This window comes from Bacillus sp. FSL K6-3200 (genome assembly GCF_038630485.1).
Classification (GTDB): domain Bacteria; phylum Bacillota; class Bacilli; order Bacillales; family Bacillaceae; genus Bacillus; species Bacillus safensis.
In genome coordinates this window covers 3,404,964-3,427,668 of record NZ_CP152032.1, presented here as the reverse complement: position 1 = coordinate 3,427,668, position 22,705 = coordinate 3,404,964, and the positions used below count along the sequence as shown (strand labels likewise).

General features: G+C 37.1%; 19 protein-coding genes and 1 pseudogene. 8 read left to right on the top strand and 12 right to left on the bottom strand.

Translation table 11 applies throughout. The features are described from left to right. Positions 1–67: 67 nt before the first annotated feature. The 4 genes from MHI60_RS17575 (at position 68) to parC (ending at position 5,386) form a co-directional block, all read left to right on the top strand. The gene (locus MHI60_RS17575) at positions 68–196 is read left to right on the top strand and encodes a hypothetical protein (RefSeq protein ID WP_257995200.1); all 129 of its coding nucleotides are present in this window, start codon (positions 68–70) and stop codon (positions 194–196) included. Continuing rightward, positions 147–560 (top strand): CoA-binding protein, encoded by a 414-nt coding sequence (locus tag MHI60_RS17570; protein ID WP_095408619.1) that lies wholly within the window; start codon positions 147–149, stop codon positions 558–560. Before MHI60_RS17575 ends, MHI60_RS17570 begins: the two co-directional genes overlap by 50 nt. Before the next feature lie 417 nt (positions 561–977). Continuing rightward, positions 978–2,945: a DNA topoisomerase IV subunit B gene (parE, locus tag MHI60_RS17565; protein ID WP_095408620.1), complete on the top strand. Its 1,968-nt coding sequence runs from the start codon at positions 978–980 to the stop codon at positions 2,943–2,945. 2 nt (positions 2,946–2,947) lie between these two features. After that, positions 2,948–5,386 carry a DNA topoisomerase IV subunit A gene (gene parC / locus MHI60_RS17560; protein ID WP_144485327.1) on the top strand — a complete coding sequence of 813 codons (2,439 nt, stop codon included), beginning with the start codon at positions 2,948–2,950 and terminating at the stop codon, positions 5,384–5,386. A 53-nt stretch (positions 5,387–5,439) separates the two neighbouring features. Here the strand turns inward: parC and MHI60_RS17555 are convergent, their stop codons facing one another. The 7 genes from MHI60_RS17555 to MHI60_RS17525 all read right to left on the bottom strand — a co-directional run bounded on the left by MHI60_RS17555 (position 5,440) and on the right by MHI60_RS17525 (position 12,356). Continuing rightward, on the bottom strand, positions 5,440–5,565 hold the full coding sequence (locus tag MHI60_RS17555) for a hypothetical protein (RefSeq protein ID WP_254966705.1): 126 nt from the start codon (positions 5,563–5,565) through the stop codon (positions 5,440–5,442). Between the two features lie 43 nt (positions 5,566–5,608). Continuing rightward, on the bottom strand, positions 5,609–5,944 hold the full coding sequence (locus MHI60_RS17550) for a hypothetical protein (protein WP_142944916.1): 336 nt from the start codon (positions 5,942–5,944) through the stop codon (positions 5,609–5,611). 194 nt (positions 5,945–6,138) lie between these two features. Continuing rightward, entirely contained in the window at positions 6,139–7,311 is a 1,173-nt protein-coding gene (locus tag MHI60_RS17545) for an MFS transporter (protein ID WP_144485329.1), read from the bottom strand. A 760-nt stretch (positions 7,312–8,071) separates the two neighbouring features. Further along, positions 8,072–9,625: an MFS transporter gene (locus MHI60_RS17540; RefSeq protein ID WP_144485331.1), complete on the bottom strand. Its 1,554-nt coding sequence runs from the start codon at positions 9,623–9,625 to the stop codon at positions 8,072–8,074. Between the two features lie 84 nt (positions 9,626–9,709). After that, the gene (locus MHI60_RS17535; RefSeq protein ID WP_144485333.1) at positions 9,710–10,564 is read right to left on the bottom strand and encodes an SDR family oxidoreductase; all 855 of its coding nucleotides are present in this window, start codon (positions 10,562–10,564) and stop codon (positions 9,710–9,712) included. Continuing rightward, positions 10,558–11,640, bottom strand: coding sequence for a mannonate dehydratase (uxuA, locus tag MHI60_RS17530; protein WP_144485335.1), 1,083 nt, complete (start codon positions 11,638–11,640; stop codon positions 10,558–10,560). Before uxuA ends, MHI60_RS17535 begins: the two co-directional genes overlap by 7 nt. 38 nt (positions 11,641–11,678) lie before the next feature. Further along, the gene (locus tag MHI60_RS17525) at positions 11,679–12,356 is read right to left on the bottom strand and encodes a GntR family transcriptional regulator (protein ID WP_095408627.1); all 678 of its coding nucleotides are present in this window, start codon (positions 12,354–12,356) and stop codon (positions 11,679–11,681) included. 347 nt (positions 12,357–12,703) lie between these two features. On the opposite strand from MHI60_RS17525, the gene MHI60_RS17520 reads away from it, so the two are divergent. The 3 genes from MHI60_RS17520 (at position 12,704) to uxaC (ending at position 16,573) form a co-directional block, all read left to right on the top strand. Then, positions 12,704–13,870, top strand: coding sequence for a Gfo/Idh/MocA family oxidoreductase (locus MHI60_RS17520; RefSeq protein ID WP_095408628.1), 1,167 nt, complete (start codon positions 12,704–12,706; stop codon positions 13,868–13,870). 64 nt (positions 13,871–13,934) lie between these two features. Then, on the top strand, positions 13,935–15,032 hold the full coding sequence (locus MHI60_RS17515) for a Gfo/Idh/MocA family oxidoreductase (RefSeq protein ID WP_144485337.1): 1,098 nt from the start codon (positions 13,935–13,937) through the stop codon (positions 15,030–15,032). Positions 15,033–15,139: 107 nt separating this feature from the next. After that, positions 15,140–16,573: a glucuronate isomerase gene (gene uxaC, locus MHI60_RS17510; RefSeq protein WP_144485339.1), complete on the top strand. Its 1,434-nt coding sequence runs from the start codon at positions 15,140–15,142 to the stop codon at positions 16,571–16,573. A gap of 235 nt (positions 16,574–16,808) precedes the next feature. On the opposite strand, the gene MHI60_RS17505 is transcribed toward uxaC, so the two are convergent. Next, positions 16,809–17,390 carry an NAD(P)H-dependent oxidoreductase gene (locus MHI60_RS17505; protein ID WP_144485341.1) on the bottom strand — a complete coding sequence of 194 codons (582 nt, stop codon included), beginning with the start codon at positions 17,388–17,390 and terminating at the stop codon, positions 16,809–16,811. Positions 17,391–17,512: 122 nt separating this feature from the next. Between MHI60_RS17505 and MHI60_RS17500 the strand changes: the two genes are divergently transcribed. Continuing rightward, complete coding sequence (locus MHI60_RS17500) at positions 17,513–17,857, top strand: helix-turn-helix domain-containing protein (RefSeq protein ID WP_144485343.1); 345 nt, start codon at positions 17,513–17,515, stop codon at positions 17,855–17,857. A 252-nt stretch (positions 17,858–18,109) separates the two neighbouring features. Here the strand turns inward: MHI60_RS17500 and MHI60_RS17495 are convergent. The 4 genes and pseudogenes from MHI60_RS17495 to MHI60_RS17480 form a co-directional block, all read right to left on the bottom strand. Next, a pseudogene (locus tag MHI60_RS17495) lies at positions 18,110–18,435 on the bottom strand (TIM barrel protein); the annotation flags it as partial. Positions 18,436–18,549: 114 nt separating this feature from the next. After that, positions 18,550–19,200, bottom strand: a complete 651-nt coding sequence (locus MHI60_RS17490) for a response regulator transcription factor (protein WP_144485345.1) — start codon at positions 19,198–19,200, stop codon at positions 18,550–18,552. Between the two features lie 5 nt (positions 19,201–19,205). After that, entirely contained in the window at positions 19,206–20,390 is a 1,185-nt protein-coding gene (locus MHI60_RS17485; protein ID WP_144485347.1) for a sensor histidine kinase, read from the bottom strand. A 100-nt stretch (positions 20,391–20,490) separates the two neighbouring features. Beyond that, the gene (locus MHI60_RS17480) at positions 20,491–22,653 is read right to left on the bottom strand and encodes an MMPL family transporter (protein WP_144485349.1); all 2,163 of its coding nucleotides are present in this window, start codon (positions 22,651–22,653) and stop codon (positions 20,491–20,493) included. Positions 22,654–22,705 lie beyond the last annotated feature (52 nt).

Here is a 22,705-nt window from a genome sequence, read left to right as displayed (position 1 = left end):
CTCCTTTATATTCTCCCTCTTGTCTTACATTTTAACATGATCTTGTGAAAAACATGGGGAACTTTTTTTGAAAAAATCGAAAGCAGATGGATTCAGCTTTGTTTTTAAGCAGAAATTCGCTAAAATAGAGGAAAAGGAGTGTCTTGATGAACAATCCTACGAAAGAAGAAATTGGCCGTATATTAAAGAGCAGTAAACGAATTGCTGTTGTTGGATTATCAAATCAGCCGCACCGGACATCTTATATGGTGTCTAAAGCGATGCAGGATGCCGGGTATGAGATCATTCCAGTGAACCCTACGATCGATGAAGCTCTCGGTGTGAAAGCAGTCTCTTCTTTAAAAGACATAAAAGAGCCTGTCGATATCGTCAATGTTTTTAGACGTTCAGAGTTTTTGCCAGAGGTGGCAGAAGAGTTTCTCGAAATAGACGCACCTGTTTTTTGGGCGCAGCAAGGCATATATCACGAAGAAGCGAAAAGGCTGATTGAGGAAAATGGCAAGGTCGCCATCATGGATTTATGTATCAAGGTGGCTCATGCGATGACAAAAACTCATTAAATCGTCAAAAATCCTTGGTTTTTCAAGGATTTTTGCTTTTTTGTTGCAGAAACATATTTGCGATTCTAGAAGAAAGCGATAAAATAAGGCGACAGGGACATATCGGCAGCCTTGCATATCGAGAAAAAGAGCGATAAGATAAATATAGAACGTTTGTTCTGTTTCGCTAAAACCATCATATGATTGCAGTTGGCTTATGAAACAGTCTTGTTTATAATGGACTTCTAGTTCTGATTGCAGAATATAGAATGATTCTCATAGCTGTGCAAAAGAGCATGTATTGGTGAATTACACATGCATGGTGATGATGCAGCTTATTAAAGTGGAAAGTAATGAGCAGCATGATCATCATTAAAATCTAGAGAGATCATTTGATGATTAGCCGGTTATGTTTGTTAGTGAAAGGGGATTAAGCATTTGGTTAAAAAGCAGCAAGTAGATTATAACGATGATTCTATTCAGGTGCTAGAGGGACTTGAAGCGGTCCGTAAGCGTCCAGGGATGTATATTGGATCTACGGATTCACGCGGTCTTCATCACCTTGTCTATGAGATTGTAGACAACTCTGTCGATGAAGTGCTCGCTGGCCATGGAGATCATATCATTGTCAAAATACATAAAGATAACAGCATTTCTGTCCAAGATAAAGGACGAGGAATGCCTACTGGTATGCATAAGCTTGGAAAACCGACACCTGAGATCATTTTAACGGTCCTTCATGCAGGCGGAAAATTTGGTCAAGGCGGATATAAAACAAGTGGTGGACTTCACGGAGTTGGGGCATCTGTTGTGAACGCGCTGTCAGAATGGCTCACTGTCACAATTGAACGTGACGGGTATATTTATCAACAGCGCTTTGAAAACGGCGGTAAACCTGTCACATCACTTGAAAAAGTCGGGAAAACGAAAAAAACGGGAACATTGATTCATTTTAAGCCGGACCCTACCATGTTCAGTGTCACGACCTATAATTTCGATACATTATCAGAGCGTTTAAGAGAATCTGCCTTTTTATTAAAAGGGTTAAAAATAGAGCTGATCGATGAACGGCATGATGTACAAGAAACGTTTTATTATGAGACAGGTATTGAGGCCTTTGTTGCTTATTTAAATGAAGAAAAAGATGTTCTAAGTGAAGTCGTCTCATTTGAAGGAGAGCATCAGTCCATCGAAGTAGATTTTGCTTTTCAATTTAATGATGGCTATTCGGAAAATATCCTTTCCTTCGTTAATAACGTCAGAACAAAAGATGGCGGAACACATGAGTCTGGTGCCAAAACGGCCATGACGAGAGCCTTTAACGAATATGCACGTAAAGTGGTTCTTTTAAAAGAAAAAGACAAAAATTTAGAAGGCACTGACATTCGTGAGGGACTGTCTGCTATTATTTCTGTCAGAATTCCTGAAGAGCTGCTTCAATTTGAAGGACAGACAAAAGGAAAGCTTGGGACAAGTGAGGCTCGTTCAGCTGTTGATGCTGTTATTTCTGAAAAGCTTGCGTATTTCCTTGAAGAAAACCGGGAAACAGCCACTCTTCTTGTGAAAAAAGCGATTAAAGCGCAGCAGGCAAGAGAAGCTGCTAGAAAAGCCCGTGAAGAAGCGAGGAGCGGCAAGAAACGTAAAAAGTCTGAAGCAACACTGAGCGGCAAATTAACACCTGCTCAATCTAGAAACCCAGCAAGAAACGAACTATACCTAGTTGAGGGTGACTCTGCGGGCGGGTCAGCAAAACAGGGGCGTGACCGTAAATTCCAAGCGGTGCTGCCGCTGCGCGGAAAGGTCATCAATACAGAAAAAGCAAAGCTTGCTGATATTTTCAAAAACGAAGAAATCAACACCATCATTCATGCAATCGGTGGAGGCGTCGGTGTCGATTTTAATGTAGAAGACATCAATTATGACAAAATCGTGATCATGACAGATGCGGATACGGATGGAGCGCATATTCAAGTGCTTCTCTTGACATTCTTCTACCGCTATATGAAGCCGCTGATTGAGCATGGCAAAGTGTTTATTGCACTCCCGCCTTTATATAAAGTCAGCAAAGGCTCAGGGAAAAAAGAAATCATTGAGTACGCATGGTCTGATGAAGAAATGGATGACGTATTGAAGAAAGTTGGAAAAGGATACACGATTCAGCGCTACAAAGGGTTAGGTGAAATGAATGCCGACCAGCTATGGGAAACGACAATGAATCCAGAATCGAGAACACTAGTCAGGGTCAAAATTGATGATGCTGCACGTGTGGAACGCCGCGTCACAACTCTTATGGGGGACAAAGTAGAACCACGCCGTAAATGGATTGAAAAGAATGTCGCCTTTGGACTTGATGAGGAAAGCAACATTCTTGAAAATGAAAACTTGTCGCTAGCTGAGGAGGTTTAAACATGGCACAACAAGAACGATTTCATGATTTACCATTAGAAGAAGTAATCGGCGACCGGTTTGGCCGCTATAGTAAATATATTATCCAAGACCGTGCACTTCCAGATGCACGTGATGGACTAAAACCTGTACAACGAAGAATTTTATATGCGATGTACGCAGAAGGAAATACGCAGGATAAAAACTTCCGTAAAGCCGCTAAAACCGTCGGTAATGTGATTGGTAACTATCATCCGCATGGAGACTCATCTGTTTATGAAGCGATGGTGAGAATGAGTCAGGAATGGAAAGTACGAAATGTGCTGATTGAGATGCACGGTAATAACGGAAGTATCGATGGAGATCCGCCTGCTGCCATGCGTTATACGGAAGCAAGGCTGTCTGCCATTGCTTCAGAGCTTTTAAAGGACTTAGACAAGGAAACAGTTGAATTCGTTGCAAACTTTGATGATACAAGCAAAGAACCAGTTGTATTACCAGCGATGTTCCCAAACCTTCTCGTGAATGGATCAACAGGGATTTCAGCAGGTTATGCCACTGATATCCCGCCGCATCATCTTGGAGAGGTCATTGATGGTGTCATTAAACGAATTGAACATCCGCATTGTACGGTTGAGGATTTAATGACGGTCATTAAGGGGCCGGATTTCCCAACAGGCGGTATCATCCAAGGTGTCGACGGTATTAAGAAGGCGTATGAAACAGGAAAAGGAAAGATTATGATTCGCGGAAAAGCGGAGATTGAAACCATCCGCGGCGGACGCCAGCAAATCGTGATCACAGAAATTCCTTACGAAGTGAATAAAGCCAATCTTGTCAAAAAGATGGACGAGTTCCGAATTGAAAGAAAAGTAGAAGGCATTTCAGAGGTCCGAGATGAGACAGACCGTACTGGGCTTCGAATCGTAGTAGAGCTGAAAAAAGAAGCAGATGCAAATGGTGTGTTGAATTTCTTATATAAAAACTCGGATCTGCAAATCCCATATAACTTTAATATGGTAGCGATACATAATCGAAGACCGACCTTAATGACACTCACAACTATACTAGATGCATATATTGCCCATCAAAAAGAAGTGGTGACGAACCGTTCAGCGTACGAGCTTCGAAAAGCGAAGGAACGCCACCATATTGTCGACGGCTTAATTAAGGCACTTTCCATCTTAGATGAAGTCATTGCCACGATCCGCTCCTCTAATGATAAGCGAGATGCAAAGAACAACTTGATGGCGAAATATGACTTTACAGAAGCACAATCAGAAGCGATTGTTTCACTCCAGTTATATCGTTTAACGAATACAGATATTACGCAATTAAGAGATGAAGCAAGAGAGCTAGATGTGCGCATAGCAGAGCTTGAAGACATTTTAGCGAATGAGAAAAAGCTGCTGAAGGTCATAACAAACAGCCTGAAAAAGCTCAAAAAGACATATGCTGATGAGAGAAGATCCGTCATTGAGGAAAAAATCGAAGAAATTAAGATTAACCTTGAAGTAATGATCGCATCAGAGGATGTTTACGTCACAGTCACGAAGGATGGTTACATCAAACGGACAAGCCAGCGGTCCTATGCTGCCTCTAACGGCAAGGACTTTGGCATGAAGGATACTGACCGTTTGATTCATCAGTTTGAAATGAATACAACAGATGTTCTTCTGCTGTTTACGAATAAAGGAAGCTACATTTATTGTCCTGTTCATCAGCTGCCAGATATACGCTGGAAAGACATGGGGCAGCATATTACGAATATCATTTCGATTGATCGTGAGGAATCAATCCAAAAAGCCATTCCAATAAAAGAATTTGATGAAACGTCATATCTTTTATTCTTTACGAAAGGTGGAATGGTGAAGAAAACAGAGCTTCTTCAATATAAAGCGCAGCGTTATTCGAAACCGCTTGTCGCGTTAAACCTAAAAGGTGACGATGAACTCGTAGATGTTCATGTCACAACAGGACAGCAGGAATTGTTTATTGCAACGAAAAATGGTTACGGTTTGTGGTTTGATGAAGAAGAAGTAAGTGTTGTTGGTCCGAGAGCGGCCGGCGTCAAAGGAATCAACTTGAAGGAAGGGGACGAGGTAGTCTCTGGCCAGATCATTGATCCAAAGAACGATGTCCTTGTGCTCACAACACAAAGAGGGGCTGTAAAGCGAATGAACCTCTCTGAATTTGATAAAACATCAAGAGCAAAACGCGGAGTTCTTATGCTAAGAGAATTAAAGAAAAACCCGCACCGTATTGTGGCTGTAATTGCTGCAGCACTGCACGATACACTTGAGATAGATACAGAAAAGGGGACAACGATTCCACTTGATATCTCTACTCTCAGAGCAAATGACCGCTATAGCAATGGATCATTTATTGTAGATGAGGAAGAGCAAGGAGAAGTCACTCATGTCCTTCTGACACCTGAATCCGCCTCAGATGACAATAAATAAGCAAACGAAAACCCCCTGCGACTGGCAGGGGGTTTCTTTTATATATGGGTCATTTAGCTCTCGTGGTTGCCAAACATGCTTGTAATGGCGTGCACTACTTCAATTCCTTGGTAGACGAAAAGAGAAAGTGAAGTGACAGAGAATAGACCTAGAATGAAAATTCTTAAGAAAAATAACATCGTGTAAAACCTCCCAATTTTTGTTTTGATTTAGATGGTTGGGTTAAACACGAGCTTGTCGGAAATAAGAAGATTGATAGAACACTGCAAGTAAATGCTTCTTTTTCCGGTCAAATCGATCAGTATGAGTGATGCGTGCAAATCCAGCTGTCATGCTGCCAATAATCAGCAGTGCTGTAAATGCGGCAAATACTGCGCTCACATGTTTTTGTTTCTTTTCATCGCCCATTGTCTGAACGATTTTCATTTCATGTGATTCTTGATCGGCAACCACCTTTGCATGATGGTATACCTGAACGGAATGAGGCATTGAGAACAAATGAAAACTTGCAAGTGCTATGAATAAAACACCTAATTTTAATAGCATATTTTTTTTCATTTTTCTCACCCCTTCCTGGTTATTTTCATGATCTTACCACGTTTTCAGTTATTTGAAAAGTCTTATTTTTTTACTTTCCCTCTTTAAAAAAGCGATAAACATCAGGACATCTATAGGACTGTTTCACTTCATGAAAGGTTTCAATTTTATTTATTAAATTTAAAAAAAGTGCCATGATCAAGGATCAGACACGTTTAGTGAGTTTGTAATGAATGTGGTTTTGCTACAGATTTTGTAAAGATTCCTGCAATACATATGGCAAATAGAACAAAGATAAAGGCATGAAGCAGTCCTACTTGATTGGCAAGCAGCCCTAAAATAGGAGGGCCGGAAAGGGAGGCGGTGTAACCAGATAAGGTCACAATACTGACGCGTTTGACAGCGTACCGGCTATCATCGCCAGCTGCAGAAATGGTCAGCGGGAAGCCTAAAGATGCGCCAAGTCCCCATAAAAAGATCGATATCATACATACAACAAGTGAAATCTTCAAAATAACTAAGAATAGGCCGGCAGCTGCTGATAAAATCGCAACTCTTAGCAACAATACTCTGCCAAAGCGATCGATCAAACGTCCACTGATCAATCTGCCGCTAATCATGCCGCACAAAAACAAAGCATAGATGACCGTACTCATGGAATGTGAAACTTGGTAGCCATCCACCATTGCAAGTGGAATCCAATCATTGGCCGAGCCTTCGACAAACGCAAGACATAAGGCGATCATCGCAAGAGATATCGTTCGTTTGTTCAGCCATGCCGTTTGAGTAGACTCAACTGTATCGGTCTGCTTCTCATGCTGATCCTTTCCTGTCCCATGCGGGATAAACCGTGTACAAATCAATATACTGAGGAAGAATAGAAGGGCGATAGCGAGAAGGTGTATCAATACAGAAACCCCTAAATGAATAAAAAGAATACCAGCACCTGCTCCAATTAAAGTCCCAATGCTAAAGGAAGCGTGCAATATAGGCAGAATGGTTTTCTTGATGCTGTACTCAATCTCTGTTCCTTCTAAGTTCATCGCCACATTGCACATGCCAGAGCCTGCTCCAAAAAGAAAAAGACCAGAAGTGACGATAAAGATAGAAGAGAGCGTTGAACCAATGGCAAGAGTAGTGAATCCAAAGAACATCAAAAAAGCACTGATCACAATCGCCACTCGGCCGCCTTTTTTTCGGACGAATACATTTGAAAGAACAAGCCCAACAATTGAGCCAACAGATAAACCGAGTAAAATAAGTCCCATTGTTCCTGTGTTTGCTTGTAATAAATCTCTAACTTCCGGTGTCCGTGAAAACCATGTAGAAATGGAGATTCCAGACATCGTAAAGATCACAATAATTGCTTTATACCACTTTAATTCCATCTAATCCCTCACATTTAAAGATGTATATGTTATTGAACAAATCTACTCGATTATAAATGAGACTTGCTGATTCGTAAATAACAGGAGGGAGGAACGTAATGAAAAATGTTAGCCAAATGAAATTTCTTTTGTTGAGAGGTGAAATTGCGGGGTACAAATTGAGATTGATGAGCATTTTTGCAAATGTACTGTTAGATGAACGTTTTGACATTAGAACGTGATTGAATTTGGCAAACAGTCGCAATCGAACAATCAACTGGCGCAATGTAATAATGAACGATTGACTGCAATGCTCATGGGCTGTTGTGTAAAAAACGTTGCAGCGAAATATTTATGGCGGTGAAATCGTGCGAATATCATAAAAACATTTAGATGAATCAATTTAATTAATTTTTTCTTTTCTGTCTCAATAAGATAAGTATACTTAGTTTTGAGACAAGAGAAATTCGTTTGTTGCTTAACTTCCTAGAATATATATTATGTAAACTAAGAAATGAGAATACATACTTTCGGACATGTATCAGATTCCCCTTCCTTATTAAATTAAATTGGTCGTAAAGGTTCTCAGGAGGATCTTTACGACCAATTTAATTTGTCTCATTCATTCCATTATTCATCCAGCCATTAAAATCCTCAATAATAACACTTTCTTTTGAAAATAATTTTGTGGAGTCTCTCAAATCTACAAATATTGCTCCGGCCCATGCTTTATATCCATTTGTATAGATGAAATCATCACAAAATCATTTAACAACAAAAGTTAGTTAATATCCTGCTGTTTAAAATCTTGTTGTTCAACATTTTGGCGCTTATTCTGATATCCTACGTTATTATTACCCCAAAGGTTCTCGTAATCCCATCCTGTTAGCGCTTTCAAAATACTTCTTGTTTCATCATCAGCCTGTTCCATTGAACCATTATCCTTTAACCTATTAATTTCATTAATCATAATGGAATGAGTTTTCTTAGATAATTTAAATCTAAATGATATAACTAAACTAATACCGACTAGCCCTACAGTTCCGAAAAACAGAATACCTACAATCCCATTTATTGCTGTAGTAGACTGTGTCGTCGCACTTGCAACGAATCCACTTTCCTGTAAAATAACTCCTACCAAGAATGTGGCTAACGCTGTAGTACTCTTGCGTGTAAAAGTCATAATACCTGCAAATATTCCTTCTCTTCTTTTACGAGTGACCATTTCATCTACATCAGGAATGAAAGTGTAAATATTCCATGGTATATAATATAATCCACTCTTTCCGATTCCTAAGATAACAGAGAAAGCATACAGCGCTATAATCATATAAGTTGGTTGTGTGAAGTATAAAAATATAAATCCACTTATACATGTAATAATAGCAATATAAGATATTCTCAAAGATGGCGCAGGACCTATTTTAATCACGAGCCAACCAAACAATATTGTACATAACATTTGAAGTAATGAACCAATAGATAATAAATCGGCTGCGAGCACTGCATCTTTATTTAAAGAAAACACAACAAAGTAGACAAAGACAGCGTTTAAAATATCCATGGCCGTAAACGAACAAATATACATCGTGAGGTGCTGACGGAAACTTCTAATCCTAAGAGTAGATGTTAAGTCAATGATGAATTTTTTTATGGATTCTATAGCAGGTACTTTTTCTACACCATCAGGTTCTATCATGTCTTCTTCTATTTTACGTTCCCATGTTGTTCTATGTGTAATTAATAATGAAGCCATAAAAATAAAGGTGAAGATAATCCCATTGTAAAGAAAAACTTGCGGTGAATCTTTTCCGAATATTTCGAATAATCTGCCTGGAATAAAGGTAGCTAAAAATGTTCCTAGTCCTGAATAGATTAATCTTATTGTTGAGAGCTTGGTCCGTGCATTAAAATCATTCGTCATTTCAGCTCCAAGTGTTTCAAATGGAATTAATACCATTGCTGCAAGGAATTCTAACAAAATATAAACCGTTAAATAGTACCAGTAATTCATATCTGAAATCCAAAGAAGAGAATAAATAACCATCAAAGGGCTTCCAACTAGCAAAAAGAATCTGCGTCTTCCAAATTTTTTCCCAAGTTTTGTACGACCAAAATTGTCAGTGATATGGCCCATAAGTGGGCTTGCTAAAGCATCAATAATACGAGCAATTGCAATAATAGATCCTGCTTCAACAGGGGTAAGACCACAGTATGTAATGAAAAAATATAACATCCATGCGCCTATTATAGCGAATGCTCCCCCTCCAAATAAATCCATTGTTCCATAACCAAGATAATTTTTGAGTGTTAGTTTCCTGCTCTCAGTCCGCATTCTTATTTCTCCTTTCCAAGCCTACTTATAAATTTTTAAAAAAACATATAAAGTAATGATGTATGACAAGGAAATATAAAAATATTAAACACCTGAATACGCCATAAAACCTCCATCAACAGGAATTGTCACTCCGGTCACAAATGCTGACATATTATCATCAACAAGCCATAATAAGGTACCAAGAAGATCTTCTGGCGTACCAAACCTTCTCATTGGTGTGTTCGAAATAATCTTATGAGACCTTTCTGTATAATCTCCTTCTTCATTTAGGAGAAGGTTTTTATTTTGTGAGGTTAAAAAGAAGCCCGGTGCAATAGCATTTACTCTAATTCCTGCCTCAGCCATATGAACAGCTAACCATTTTGTGAAATTTTCAATTGCTGCTTTTGCCGCGCTATAAGCAGGTACTTTGGTCATTGGAGAAGGAGCACTCATTGATGACATGTTGATGACAACTGCTCCCTTTTGATGAACCATATGTTTAGTGAAAATTTGTGTAGGAATGAAAGTCCCCATAAAATTTAAATCAAATACATTTTGCACACTATCTGTACTTAAATGAAAAAAAGTATTTAACTCAGGATTAGTAAGGTCTTCTGTTTGAAATATTTCGTTGGTTGTATTTGCACTTGAGTGGTTACCACCAGCTCCATTTATCAATATTGTACACATGCCTAATTCCTCTGTTACAATCTTCTCGGCTTGTTCAACACTATCTTTATTCATCACATCACATTTAATCGCAATCGCTTTCCCGCCCATAAGGTTAATTTCTTCGGCTACCTTTTCACCCTTTTCGACTGTTCTATTTAAAATAGCCACAGACACGCCATGTCTAGCAAGTTCCTTGGCCATGGCGCTGCAAAGTACTCCACTCCCTCCTGTTATGACAGCTACTTTACCTTCTAAATTTTTATTTTCTTGTCTGTTTACCATGTAGCTTCCCCCTTTGCTTCTTTTAGTTTTAAAGCATCCCAAGCTCCCCACAAATACATAATTCCAAGTGCTCTATCATAAAGACCATATCCAGGCCTACATTGTTCATCCCAAATGTGTCTTCCATGATCGGGTCTACAATAACCTTTGAATCCGCTTTCATAATAAGCATGTATAATGGCTGAAACATCTACTGATCCATCTTTTGATCGATGCGATGTTTCAACAAAGTCCCCGTTATCATATACACGTACATTTCTTATATGAGTAAATGGTATTCTATCAATAAATTCGTGAATCATAGAAACTAAATCATTTTCTAAGTTTGCTCCTAAAGATCCTGTACAGAGCGTTATACAATGATATGGGCTACTATTTAGTTGTAAAATTTTTCTGATGTTTTTTTGGTTCGTTACGATTCGCGGTAGACCAAAGACAGGCCAAGGTGGATCGTCAGGATGAATAGCCATTTTAATATCATGAAGTTCTGCAATTGGAATAACCTGATCTAAAAAATATTTCAAGTTGGCCCATAAATCATCTTCTGTTATATTTCTGTAGGCTTCAAAAAGTTGGTGAAGGTGATTTAACCTCTCTGGTTCCCAGCCCGGCATGGTTAAACTGGAATTCTCACTAATTTTATTTACTAACTCTTTCGGATCAATATCTTTAATTCGACTATGTTCATAAAATAGAGCTGTAGATCCATCAGAAAGTGTTTTATTTAAGTCTGTACGGATCCAATCAAATACAGGCATAAAGTTATAACATATGACTTTAACACCCACCTTTGCTAGCTTCTGAATTGTTTTTTTATAATTTTCTATGTATCGATCTCTAGTTGGAAGTCCGAGCTTAATGTCTTCATGAACATTCACGCTTTCAACCACTTCAATATGAAGGTTATGTTTATCAGCTAACTTTTTCATTTCTAAAATTCTTTCTATTGGCCACTCTTCTCCTACGGGCACATCATGCAGTGCCCAAACAATTCCTTCCACTCCTGGAATCTGCTTTATTTGTTCCAGTGTGATCGTGTCGTTTCCTTCTCCAAACCATCTAAATGTCATCCTCATCTACCATCACCCCTAAAAATATAAGTAAAAACCTATTTTTATTTAAAATAATTTGGATATTCTTTCTTCAATAATTCTTTATCAACAAGTGCAATTTTCAAATGCTCTTCCATGATTTTTTCAGCTTTATTAGCATCTTGATCTTGTATAGCTTTTAAGATATTTACATGTTGAGAAAAAATATTATCCCAATTATAATCTGTTACTAGCCTTAACATGCGACTCCTATTAAAGTGTACATTCATCTGTTGAATAACTAACCATGTTTTTTCTTTTTTACACCGTTTGAAAATAGTTCTATGAAACTCCTCATCTAATTCAAACATTTTTTTATAGTCTTTTTTCTTAACGCAAATTTTTTGCATACTTAAATTCATATCTAAATCAATCATCAACTCTTCAGAAAATTCCTGACAGGCTAGTCTAATAACTGCTTTCTCGAGATGTTCTCTCATAAACCGTGCTTCCTCCACAAGGTTCAAATCAATTAAAGAAACAAATGTACCTCGTTGAGGATAGATACTTAATAATCCTTCTTGAGATAATTTTAAAAAGCTTTCTCTTACAGGAGTTCGACTAACATTAAATTGAACTGATATTTCTTTTTCAGAAATATTTGTCCCAGGTGGAAGCTTCAGGCTTAATATTTGATCTTTTAGCATATTGTAAACTTGTTCCCTCGTAGAGAGGTTTGGGTTTTTTAAATCAATATTCATTATTCTAATCCCCTTTCTCTAACATACTACCATACAAGTTCATTAGAATGGTAGACATTCATTTCATTTTTCTGAATATTTGTACTGTGAGCATTTGATGATTCCAACTATGTAAGCCATGATCAATAATAAAAGTGCGAGAGATTAAAAAGAAAATTCAAAAAACTATACAAAATTCAAAAAGATTGAGTTATAATGTTTTTGAGCTACCATACTAGTATAACTAGAATATTAATAAGACTAACGGTACTCTGTTCTATCAGTTAGGTGAATCATTCAGTTTTTTGAAAGCGCTATCTCGTTATTAGAATTGAAAATTTATCTTCTTGCAGAAGGGAAAGATTTATATGTCCAACATCGCAATTATAGGAACTGGATCTATTGCAACTGCCCATATCGAAGCTTATCTTGCAATGCCTGAAATGAGTAAAATTGTAGCTTTAGCTGATATTTATCCTGAAAAAGCAATGTCTGCAGCAACAAAATATAATCTAGAAGCACGAGTTGTCGCTAACTACCAAGAGTTATTGAATGATCCTACTATTGATGCCGTTTCCATTTGTACACCCCCTTATATGCACGCAGCCATTGCCATCGATTTTCTTAAAGCAGGCAAACATGTCTTAGTAGAAAAACCTATGGCTTCCTCTCTAAAAGAATGTGACGAAATGATAAAAGCATCTATTGAAAGCCAGAAGCTTTTATCCGTTGTTGCTCAAAACAGGTTTATGACCCCCATTATGAGATTAAAACATGTCCTTGATCAAAACCTAATTGGAAAAATCGCTCATACTCAAGTCGATTCTTTTTGGTGGCGTGGTCATAGTTATTATGATTTATGGTGGCGCGGTACATGGGAAAAAGAAGGTGGAGGTTGTACACTTAATCATGCTGTCCATCATATTGATATGTTGCAATGGATGTTAGGATTGCCGACTGACATTTTTGCAGCAACTAGTAATACCTTGCATGATAATGCAGAGGTTGAAGACCTTTCTATTGCTGTACTTCGCTATGGAAATGGCAGCTTAGCACAAGTAACCAGTTCTGTTGTTCATCATGGAGAAGAACAACAACTGATTTTTCAAGGTGAAAAAGCTAGAGTATCTGTCCCATGGAAAGTAAATGCTCAAATAGCTAAAGAAAATGGCTTTCCTCAAGAGAAAAATGATGAGGATTTAGAAAATCGTATTCAGGAAGCTTTTCATCAATATCCGGAATTACTATTTGAAGGACATAAAGGACAAATAAATAATTTTTTAATGGCTATCAAGGGTAGCCAGAAGCTGCTGATTGATGGAACAGAAGGAAGAAAAACATTAGAACTTATTACAGCCATCTATAAATCTGCAAACCTAGGTGTTCATGTGAAGCTCCCCCTTTTAGCAGACGATCCTTTTTATACACGTGAAGGAATGCTCGCGAACGTTAAGCATTTTTATGAAAAACAAAGCAGTGTAGAAAATTTTTCAGACGATACAATAACCGTTGGAGGAAATTACGAGAACATATGAGTTTAACGTTATTACGTTATAAGTATTAAAAATAAACTAGAAACTAGCTTGAGGAGGAACAATCATGCAGAAAAGTGATGGAATGAATTATGCTCCTAAGGGAAAAAGTGCCCCTGTCGTTACAGAAGGACAATTCGTAATGGCAGCTATAGGTCTTGATCATGGACACATCTATGCAATGTGCAATGGATTAACTGAAGCTGGGGCTACATTAAAATGGGTTTATGATCATGATCAGAAAAAAGTACAAGAATTTTGTAAAGCATATCCGGAGGTACAGATAGCCAAAAGTGAGAAAGAAATTCTCGAAGATCCAGCTGTAAGGCTCGTGGCAGGCGCAGCCATTACATCTAAACGCTGTGATTTAGGGCTGCGTGTTTTAGATCATGGTAAGCATTACTTTACGGATAAATCCCCTTTTACAACGTTAGAACAATTGGAGCTTGCTCGTAAAAAAACAGCTGAAACGGGACTTAAATGGGCTGTTTATTATAGTGAACGTTTGCACGTGGAGAGTGCCGTATTTGCTGGTCAATTGATTGAACAAGGAGCAATTGGCAAAGTGGTACAAGTTCTTGGAACTGGCCCACATCGTAGTAATGTAGAAAGCAGACCAAGCTGGTTTTTTGAAAAAGAATATTATGGAGGTATTCTATGTGATATTGGTAGTCACCAAATTGAACAATTCCTCTTCTATTCTGGCGCAAAAGATGCAAAAGTTGTACATAGTAAAGTGGGCAATTATAAACATCATCAATATCCAGAATTAGAAGACTTTGGCGATGCTACTTTGATTGCTGATAATGGGGCTACAAACTACTTTAGAGTAGACTGGCTGACACCTGATGGCCTTAGCACTTGGGGGGATGGGCGCACATTCATTCTCGGAACAGATGGGTATATTGAAATTCGCAAATACGTAGACATAGCAAGGGAGAAAACAGGAGACCATTTATACTTAGTAAATCAACATACAGAGCAGCATTTTTCTCTAAATGGTGAAGTAGGATTCCCTTACTTTGGTGAACTTATTTTAGATTGTTTAAACGATACTGAAAATGCTATGACTCAAGAACATACTTTTAAAGCTGCAGAACTATGCTTAATTGCACAACGAGACGCAATCTACGTAAATACGGAGTTTGAATTAAGTAAGATCTAAAAAAGTGAGGTGTTATTTTTGTTAATAACACCTTATTTCATTTCATTGAGATTTTCTAAACTTAAGTTTGAAGGATAAAGAAAATAAAATGTATAGAGGTGACTATATTGTCTACATTTCTAAGCGAAGATATGATGCTTAATCACGAAAGTTCAAAAGTTCTTTATCATGATTACGCGAAAAATATGCCAATCTATGATTTTCATACGCATTTAATGGCTGATGAAATTGCTACTAACAAAAAATATGAAAATATGACTGATATTTGGCTTAATGGAGATCACTATAAATGGAGGGCTATGCGATGGTTAGGCGTAGAAGAAAAATTTATCACGGGGAATGCAAGTGACAAGGAAAAATTCTTAGCTTGGGCCCAAACTGTTCCATATACAATAGGAAACCCTCTTTATCATTGGTCACATTTAGAATTAAGTCGTTATTTCAATATAAATGAGTTGTTCTCAGAAAAAAATGCACATAAAGTTTGGGATATCTGTAATGAGAGATTAAATGAAAGTAACATGTCCACAAATGGAATTTTAGAAAAATTCAATGTGAAAGTTGTATGTACTACTGATGATCCAATCGATACTTTAGAATTTCATCAAATCATACGTAAAGATGTAGGAATTACAACGAGGGTCCTCCCTACATTTAGACCGGATCATGCTTTAAATATTGAACAATCAAATTTTGTGAATTATATAGAAAAATTAGGTGATTCAATCAACGGCGTTGTTTTAACATATGAAAACTTTATAGCTTCATTACATTCGCGAATTGATTATTTTCACGCGAATGGATGCAGAATTTCTGATCATGGTTTTGAAAGTTTTCCATTTTCACCAGCTACTGAACAAGAAGTGTCTTCTATATTTGTACGTGCTCTGCAAGGAAAAACACTATCCCTAGAGGATATCAATAAATTTAAAACAAACACTCTTATTCACCTGAGTAAAAAATATCATTCTCTTCATTGGACCATGCAATTACACATAGGTGCTTTAAGGAATAATAACACACGAATGTTCAAGTTAACGGGGAAAGATAGTGGGTACGACTCTATGTCTGACTTCCACCTAGCAAGACATTTAAATGGTTTTTTGAATGAATTAGACAAAGATAATCTTTTACCTAAAACAATTATCTATAATTTAAATCCCGCTCATAATGCGATTGTGGCCTCTACTATAGGGAATTTTCAGTCTTCTGATGCCAGAGCAAAAATTCAATTTGGGTCTGGGTGGTGGTTTAATGATCAAAAAGACGGCATGCTAGATCAAATGAAAACATTATCTAATATAGGTTTGCTTAGCACTTTCGTAGGTATGCTTACAGACTCAAGAAGCTTTTTATCGTTCCCTCGCCATGAATATTTCAGAAGAATTTTATGTCATTTATTTGGGACTTGGATAGAAAATGGTGAGCTTCCAAGGGATTACGAATTTATAGGAAAAATAGTCAAAGATATTTGTTATAACAATGCCGTGAATTATTTTAACATTGAAATAAATGAGACAGTACCAATAAAAACGAATTAATCATACCGTAAGATATAAATTTTCTTTCCTAATCAATATCGGAACTAATACGTTGTCTGAAAAGTCACCGAAATTATTTTCATCAAACTGCTGAGTGTATTTACTTCATTTGTACATTGATTTTTATCTAATTTCATCTGCATTTAATTTCACAACCTCTCCTACCCTCTCAATAAATGAGATCGGTCGTAGAGGTTGTGCCTTTTTAAGCTTCCTTATTGGCTGCTACAGTAAATTAAATACTTTGGGATATTTCTTTTAAAAATATCTTTCTCTTTTCATCTGTTGTTAAGTTAACTCTCGAAAAATGAATCCATTTGGTGTCTTCATTTTTAATTCCCAAGTCAGCAAGAGTTCTGTTAATAAAAACGCTTTGAATCGCATTCCCAGCTTCAGATTCTATATAATCCTTATCTGTTGTAGATGTCGAGATCACGGTTGTTTTTTTTATATTTGTCAATAAGCCCTTCAAAGCACCAGTATTTTTATCTTCCAAGAATGCGAAACCTCTTAACATCACTTTATCAATAAATCCTTTTAAAATAGCAGGTAAATCCCACCACCAGACAGGAAATATAAAAATTAATTCAGTTGACTGATTTAATTTCTCTTGATAATCCTTAACTAATTGATCAGGTGTTTCTCCTTTATGAAAATATTGCAATTCTTCAGCTGAAAAAACAGGATTAAATCCATCTTTATATAAATCGATCACTTGAAATGGTTCTCTCTTTGTTTCTAGATTTTCTGTAATGGAAGTCAAAATGGCATGATTATAGCTTCCATCCCAAGGATGTGCATAGACAATCGTTTTCATTATTCATTCACCCTTTTTTGTTATTTTCATCATATTTTGATGTACATTCATTTTATTGTATGCTATAACGTACTACAAGTACGGTAATTAAAGTGAGATACTAACCTAAAGGAGAGTGTGAAATGACTAAAGAATCCTTTACTGCTAATGTTGACCTAAAAGAAACTGGATTTGGATACACTTTATCATTAATTGGTGGGAAATATAAGATGACGGTACTGTATGCTTTATATGCAAACAATGGTCCTATTCGCTATAATCAGTTGAAACGAATGCTTGGGGTTATCTCTTTTAAAACATTAACCAATACACTTAAAGAACTGGAAGCGGATCAATTAATTAATCGTAAAGAATATCCTCAAGTGCCTCCAAAAGTAGAATATAGTTTATCGGAAAAGGGATTATCATTGATACCTGTATTAGATGCGATTTGTTATTGGGGAGAAGAACAAATGAAAAATAGTTAGACTGGGAAGAAATTACAATTGTTTGTTTAAAAATGCTTTCTCAGGAGCTTTTCCCTCGAATGCATGATTCGTGTAAATCCTCATTCAATAGATTAAGTAGATCTTTAGCTAAAGTCTTCAAACCTGATATGCCTTAAATATTAATGTTCCCTTGAATAGATCAGCAACATTTAATAAAATAGAGAGCCTCAAATAGACTCTCAGCAAAACTTTAAATATGCAAACCTTTTTAAAATGATCTCATTCGACCATTATGGTTACATTTGCATCAGGTGGATTTATGATATAGCGCAATCCAAAAGCTGCTTTATGATTGAGGGTATCTGCAATTAATACGTGAGAAGAAAATCTCCAGCTTCCTCTAAATGTTTTGCGACATCACCGATCCCATCATCATAGAAAAAAGCATGGGGAACAGAATAGACTAACTTAATCCAGTCTTTATCTAATGCTCTAATCATACGAATGGCTTCAGTGTTTAGTTCGATAAAATCATTAAGATGAGATTGGATGTTTAACTTGATGCCCTCTTGTTCAAATATAGGCATCAGCTCATCCATCGATTTCAAAAAAGCTGCCGAGTTTATCGACAGCTTCACTTTAATGATCCTTCTTCTTGTCTTGGTACAGCCTCTGTGTTACTTATTCAACTTCCGCCTTTTTAGTATTCTCTTGATCATTTCAGAATGATTCTAAAAATGAATGATTCCTAATTCTATTGATGTTTTAATTGCTTCAGCTCTTGATGTCACATTTAGTTTTTGATAAATGTTTGTTAAATGTGCTTTTACAGTTCTCTCGGAAATTCCCATATCAAATGCAATTTCCTTACTCCGAAACCCTCTAGCTACTGCTTGCAAAACGAGCATCTCTTTTTCGGTAAGCAGGTGGTTGTCTGTTTTCAATTTTTCTTGAGGTTCTTTGTGTGCGGTTGATTCAAACACCTTTGAGGCCACATTTGATTGAAGTAAAATGTCTCCTCTGATGGCTGCTTCAATTGTATTGAATAAATTTTCTCTGCTGGCATCCTTTAAAAGGTAGCCTTTTGCACCAAGCTGTAACCCTTGGATCATTAATTTTTCTTCATTATAAGTAGTCAGAATGAGTACGGGAACTTTTATTTGAAGAGATTTCATTTCTCTAAGCATATCAAGCCCGCTCATCATAGGCATGTTGAGGTCAAGTAATACAAGGTCTGGGGATTTTTCTGTTATGACATCTATCCCCTTTCCCCCATCTTCTGCTTCTCCAACAACTTCAAATCTTTCGTCTGTTTCAAGAATTAATTTTAATCCTTCTCTCACAACATAATGATCATCAACAATCACAATTCGATAAGACACTGTATTTACTCCTTTTTCAAAGGTATGTTCACTATTACTTGTGTACCTTCATTTTTTTTACTTTTCAAATGAATCTGTCCACCAAGCAGCCGGACACGTTCTGACATACCAATGATGCCATAATGTCCAAAAGTGGATTCTAATTTTTTCTCATCAAACCCCACTCCATTGTCTGCTATGTCCAAATGGATGTGATCACCTTTTTGTATCATCACAAACTCGACATGGCTTGCTTTGGCATGTTTTGAAATATTCGTTAAGCATTCTTTTATAATATAAACGGTATGTTCAATCAAAAAAGGCGACATATTCTGAGGTACAGAGATCCTTGTACGAATTGTGATGTTCGTTGCTGTCATAAATCGATTTACTTCATTTTTCACTGTTTCGGTTAAATCGTATTGATCATGACGATCCGTCCGAAGATCATCGATCACCATTCGTGCCTCACCTAATGTTTTTCGTGCTTGGCTCATTGATCCCTTGATAATGCTTTGAGCACGCTGGGTATTTTGATTCTCTAAATGTGCTTGAACAGCTTCCAATTGCATAATAATGCCTGCAAGCCCTTGTGCAAGGGTATCATGTAAATCTCTAGCCATTCTTTGACGTTCATTAGCAAGGGTTAACTCCTCCACCTGCTGATGTGCGAGTTCGAGTTCCTTTAGAAACGTTTGAGTTCGTATTCTAGCCTTTACTTGTCTAAAAAATAAGATAGAGTATGCAACGACCACAATAAGGATAAGAAATAAAATCGGAATGTAGACAGTCAGTTCATCTGTATCATTAACCAAAATAAGAGCTAGAAAAAAAAGCACATAAAAACAAAGTCCTGTCAAAATAATTTTTAATGTATGATAGTATACACCGATGCTTTGAGCAATTAATAACGGTAAAAGACCAATTAAAATAACAGGAGAGGCAGCTTGCATAGCTAAAACACAAAGTAGAATAACGATTCCTTGTATGAAGAAATAAATCCAGGGCTTCTTCTTGAACCAATAAAATGACCACCAGTGCAAAATGAGATGGATCGCGATAAGGCCAGAAAAAAACAAACTTGAAAGCGATAAAGATGCTGTTAAAAACTGAAAAATCATCGCTGCAACATACACAAGAACGCCCCATAATAACGTGGGAATTCGGGAATAGATCATTTCATTAAATGGGTCTATCCGTTTCTTAACCATAACTCTCACCTTCCAAACCCCATCATAACACGAAAAATACCGCCCGCCTTTTAAAGAGGCAATGGCGGTATTAGGATTTTAACATTTTAAAAAGAATACATTATATAATCTTCTTTTCTTTTTGAGCAATTGACTCTCCTTCAATATCAATATGCGGAAGCAATCGTGCCAGCCATTTTGGTAAGTACCAATTTGCCCGCCCTAATAGCATCATACAAGCAGGGATAAAGGTCATTCTAATGACAAATGCATCGAATAAAACCCCAAATGCCAATGTTAATCCCATTGTTTTAATAATCAAGTCTTGAGCAAAAATAAAGCTTGCGAAAACGAAAATCATAATTAAGCCTGCTGCAGTTACAACCCTGCCACTATGCTGTAATCCAGAAATAACCGATTTCTTCGCATCATGAGATAGAAGGAATTCTTCCCTCATTCTACTAACTAAAAATACTTCATAATCCATTGCAAGACCAAATAATATTCCTGTTACTAGTACAGGCATAAAGTTTAACAACGGTCCTGCTGCAGGTATTCCAAACAATGAGGCAAGGTGTCCATCCTGTAAAACAAAGACTGCAAAACCTAATGTAGCAGTTAATGTCATTAAAAAGCCTAGTACAGCTTTTAATGGAACAAGGAATGATCTAAATACAAGGATCATTAACACAAAAGCAAATCCAATAATGACTCCTGCAAATTTCGGTAATGCTTCACTGAGTCTATTTGAAATATCTATATTCACGGCAGTAGAACCAGTCACAAGAAACTCTGTATCAGTCACACTCGATTCATTTCGAATGTCTTTCACTAATTGCTTCGTTTCTTTTTCCTCAGGACCACTTCTAGGTAAGATTGTTAACATTGCGTACTCACCCGATAGATCAGGGATCGCCGGCGTTATTTGTTTGACACCATCCATTTTTTCTAACAATTTTGATGATTCCTCGATGGACTTGGACTTCATCGTTTTATCTGCTTGAGAGGCATCTATGATGACAACAAGTGGCCCATTAAACCCCTTGCCAAATCCTTCTGCTAAAAGATCGTATCCTTTACGTTCAGTTGTTTCTTTACCTTTCATACCGTTGTCTGGAAGACCAAGCTCCATATGAAGTGCTGGCCAGCTTACCAATCCTGTCAATAAAATGACACCTATCAATATTTTACCCGGATGCTTTTGAATAAATCTTGCCCAGCCCATTGTTTTTTTCTCTTTTTTTGGCTGTAATTTAGAAAATAACTTATTTTGCCTAGAAGGACTCACCTTATCTCCAAGAAGCCCTAGTATAGCTGGAACAATCGTGAGAGAAACAAGCATAACAGATAGTACCATAAAGGCTCCCACAAGGCCCATTATGCCTAAAAATGGTATGTCAACTAATACAAGTCCACATAATGCAACAATGACAGTGACGCCCGCAAATAATACAGCACTTCCCGCGGTACCCACAGCTCTAGCCGCAGCCTCATTTAAATTGTAGCCCTCTGCTAACAGCTGTCGATATCTTGAAATGATAAACAGTGCATAATCAATTCCTACTGCAAGACCAATCATTACCGCTAATGTGAGACTAAATGCAGACATTTCTACAAAGTTTGAGGTGATTAAAATGACCATAACACCTATTACTAACCCAATCACAGCCGTCAATATTGGTAATCCTGCGACCAAAAGTGAAGCAAATGTAAAGGCTAAAATCAAGAAGGCGAAGACAATCCCTATGATTTCAGAAATTCCGCCTACTTCAATTTCAGAGAATGTGACGGAGCCGCCTAATTCCGTTTGGATGCCCGCATCTTTTGAAATCTTTATGCTATTTAATACTTTCTCTTTTGAGGATTCCTTTACCTTATCCGCTTTCACTCGATACGTAATATCCGCATATCCTATTTTCTTATCTTTACTGATCGTAAAGGTCTCATATAAATCGGTCACTTGCTTAACTGCTTTATCCTTTTTAATTTCTTTTATCGTCTCATTAATTTTATGTTTCACTTTCTTTGCTTCTAAAGTTTTATCTTTAGGTGCTTTAAATATCAGACGAATCGTTCCCCCATCATCACCTGCTGGGAACTTCTTTTCCAAGAGATCCATCGCTTTTTCAGATTTTGTTCCTGGAATCGACATATCTCCATTAAATGAAACGCCTGTCCCTATTGTTGCTGCAACTACAGCTACTAAAATAAGTAACCAACCGATTAACATTCGTTTAGGCTTAGTAAAAGCAAAGTTTCCTAAGTTATATAAAAATTTAGCCATTCACTTACTCCTTTTTCATCGAATTCATGATATTCACCTCTTTATTCTACGT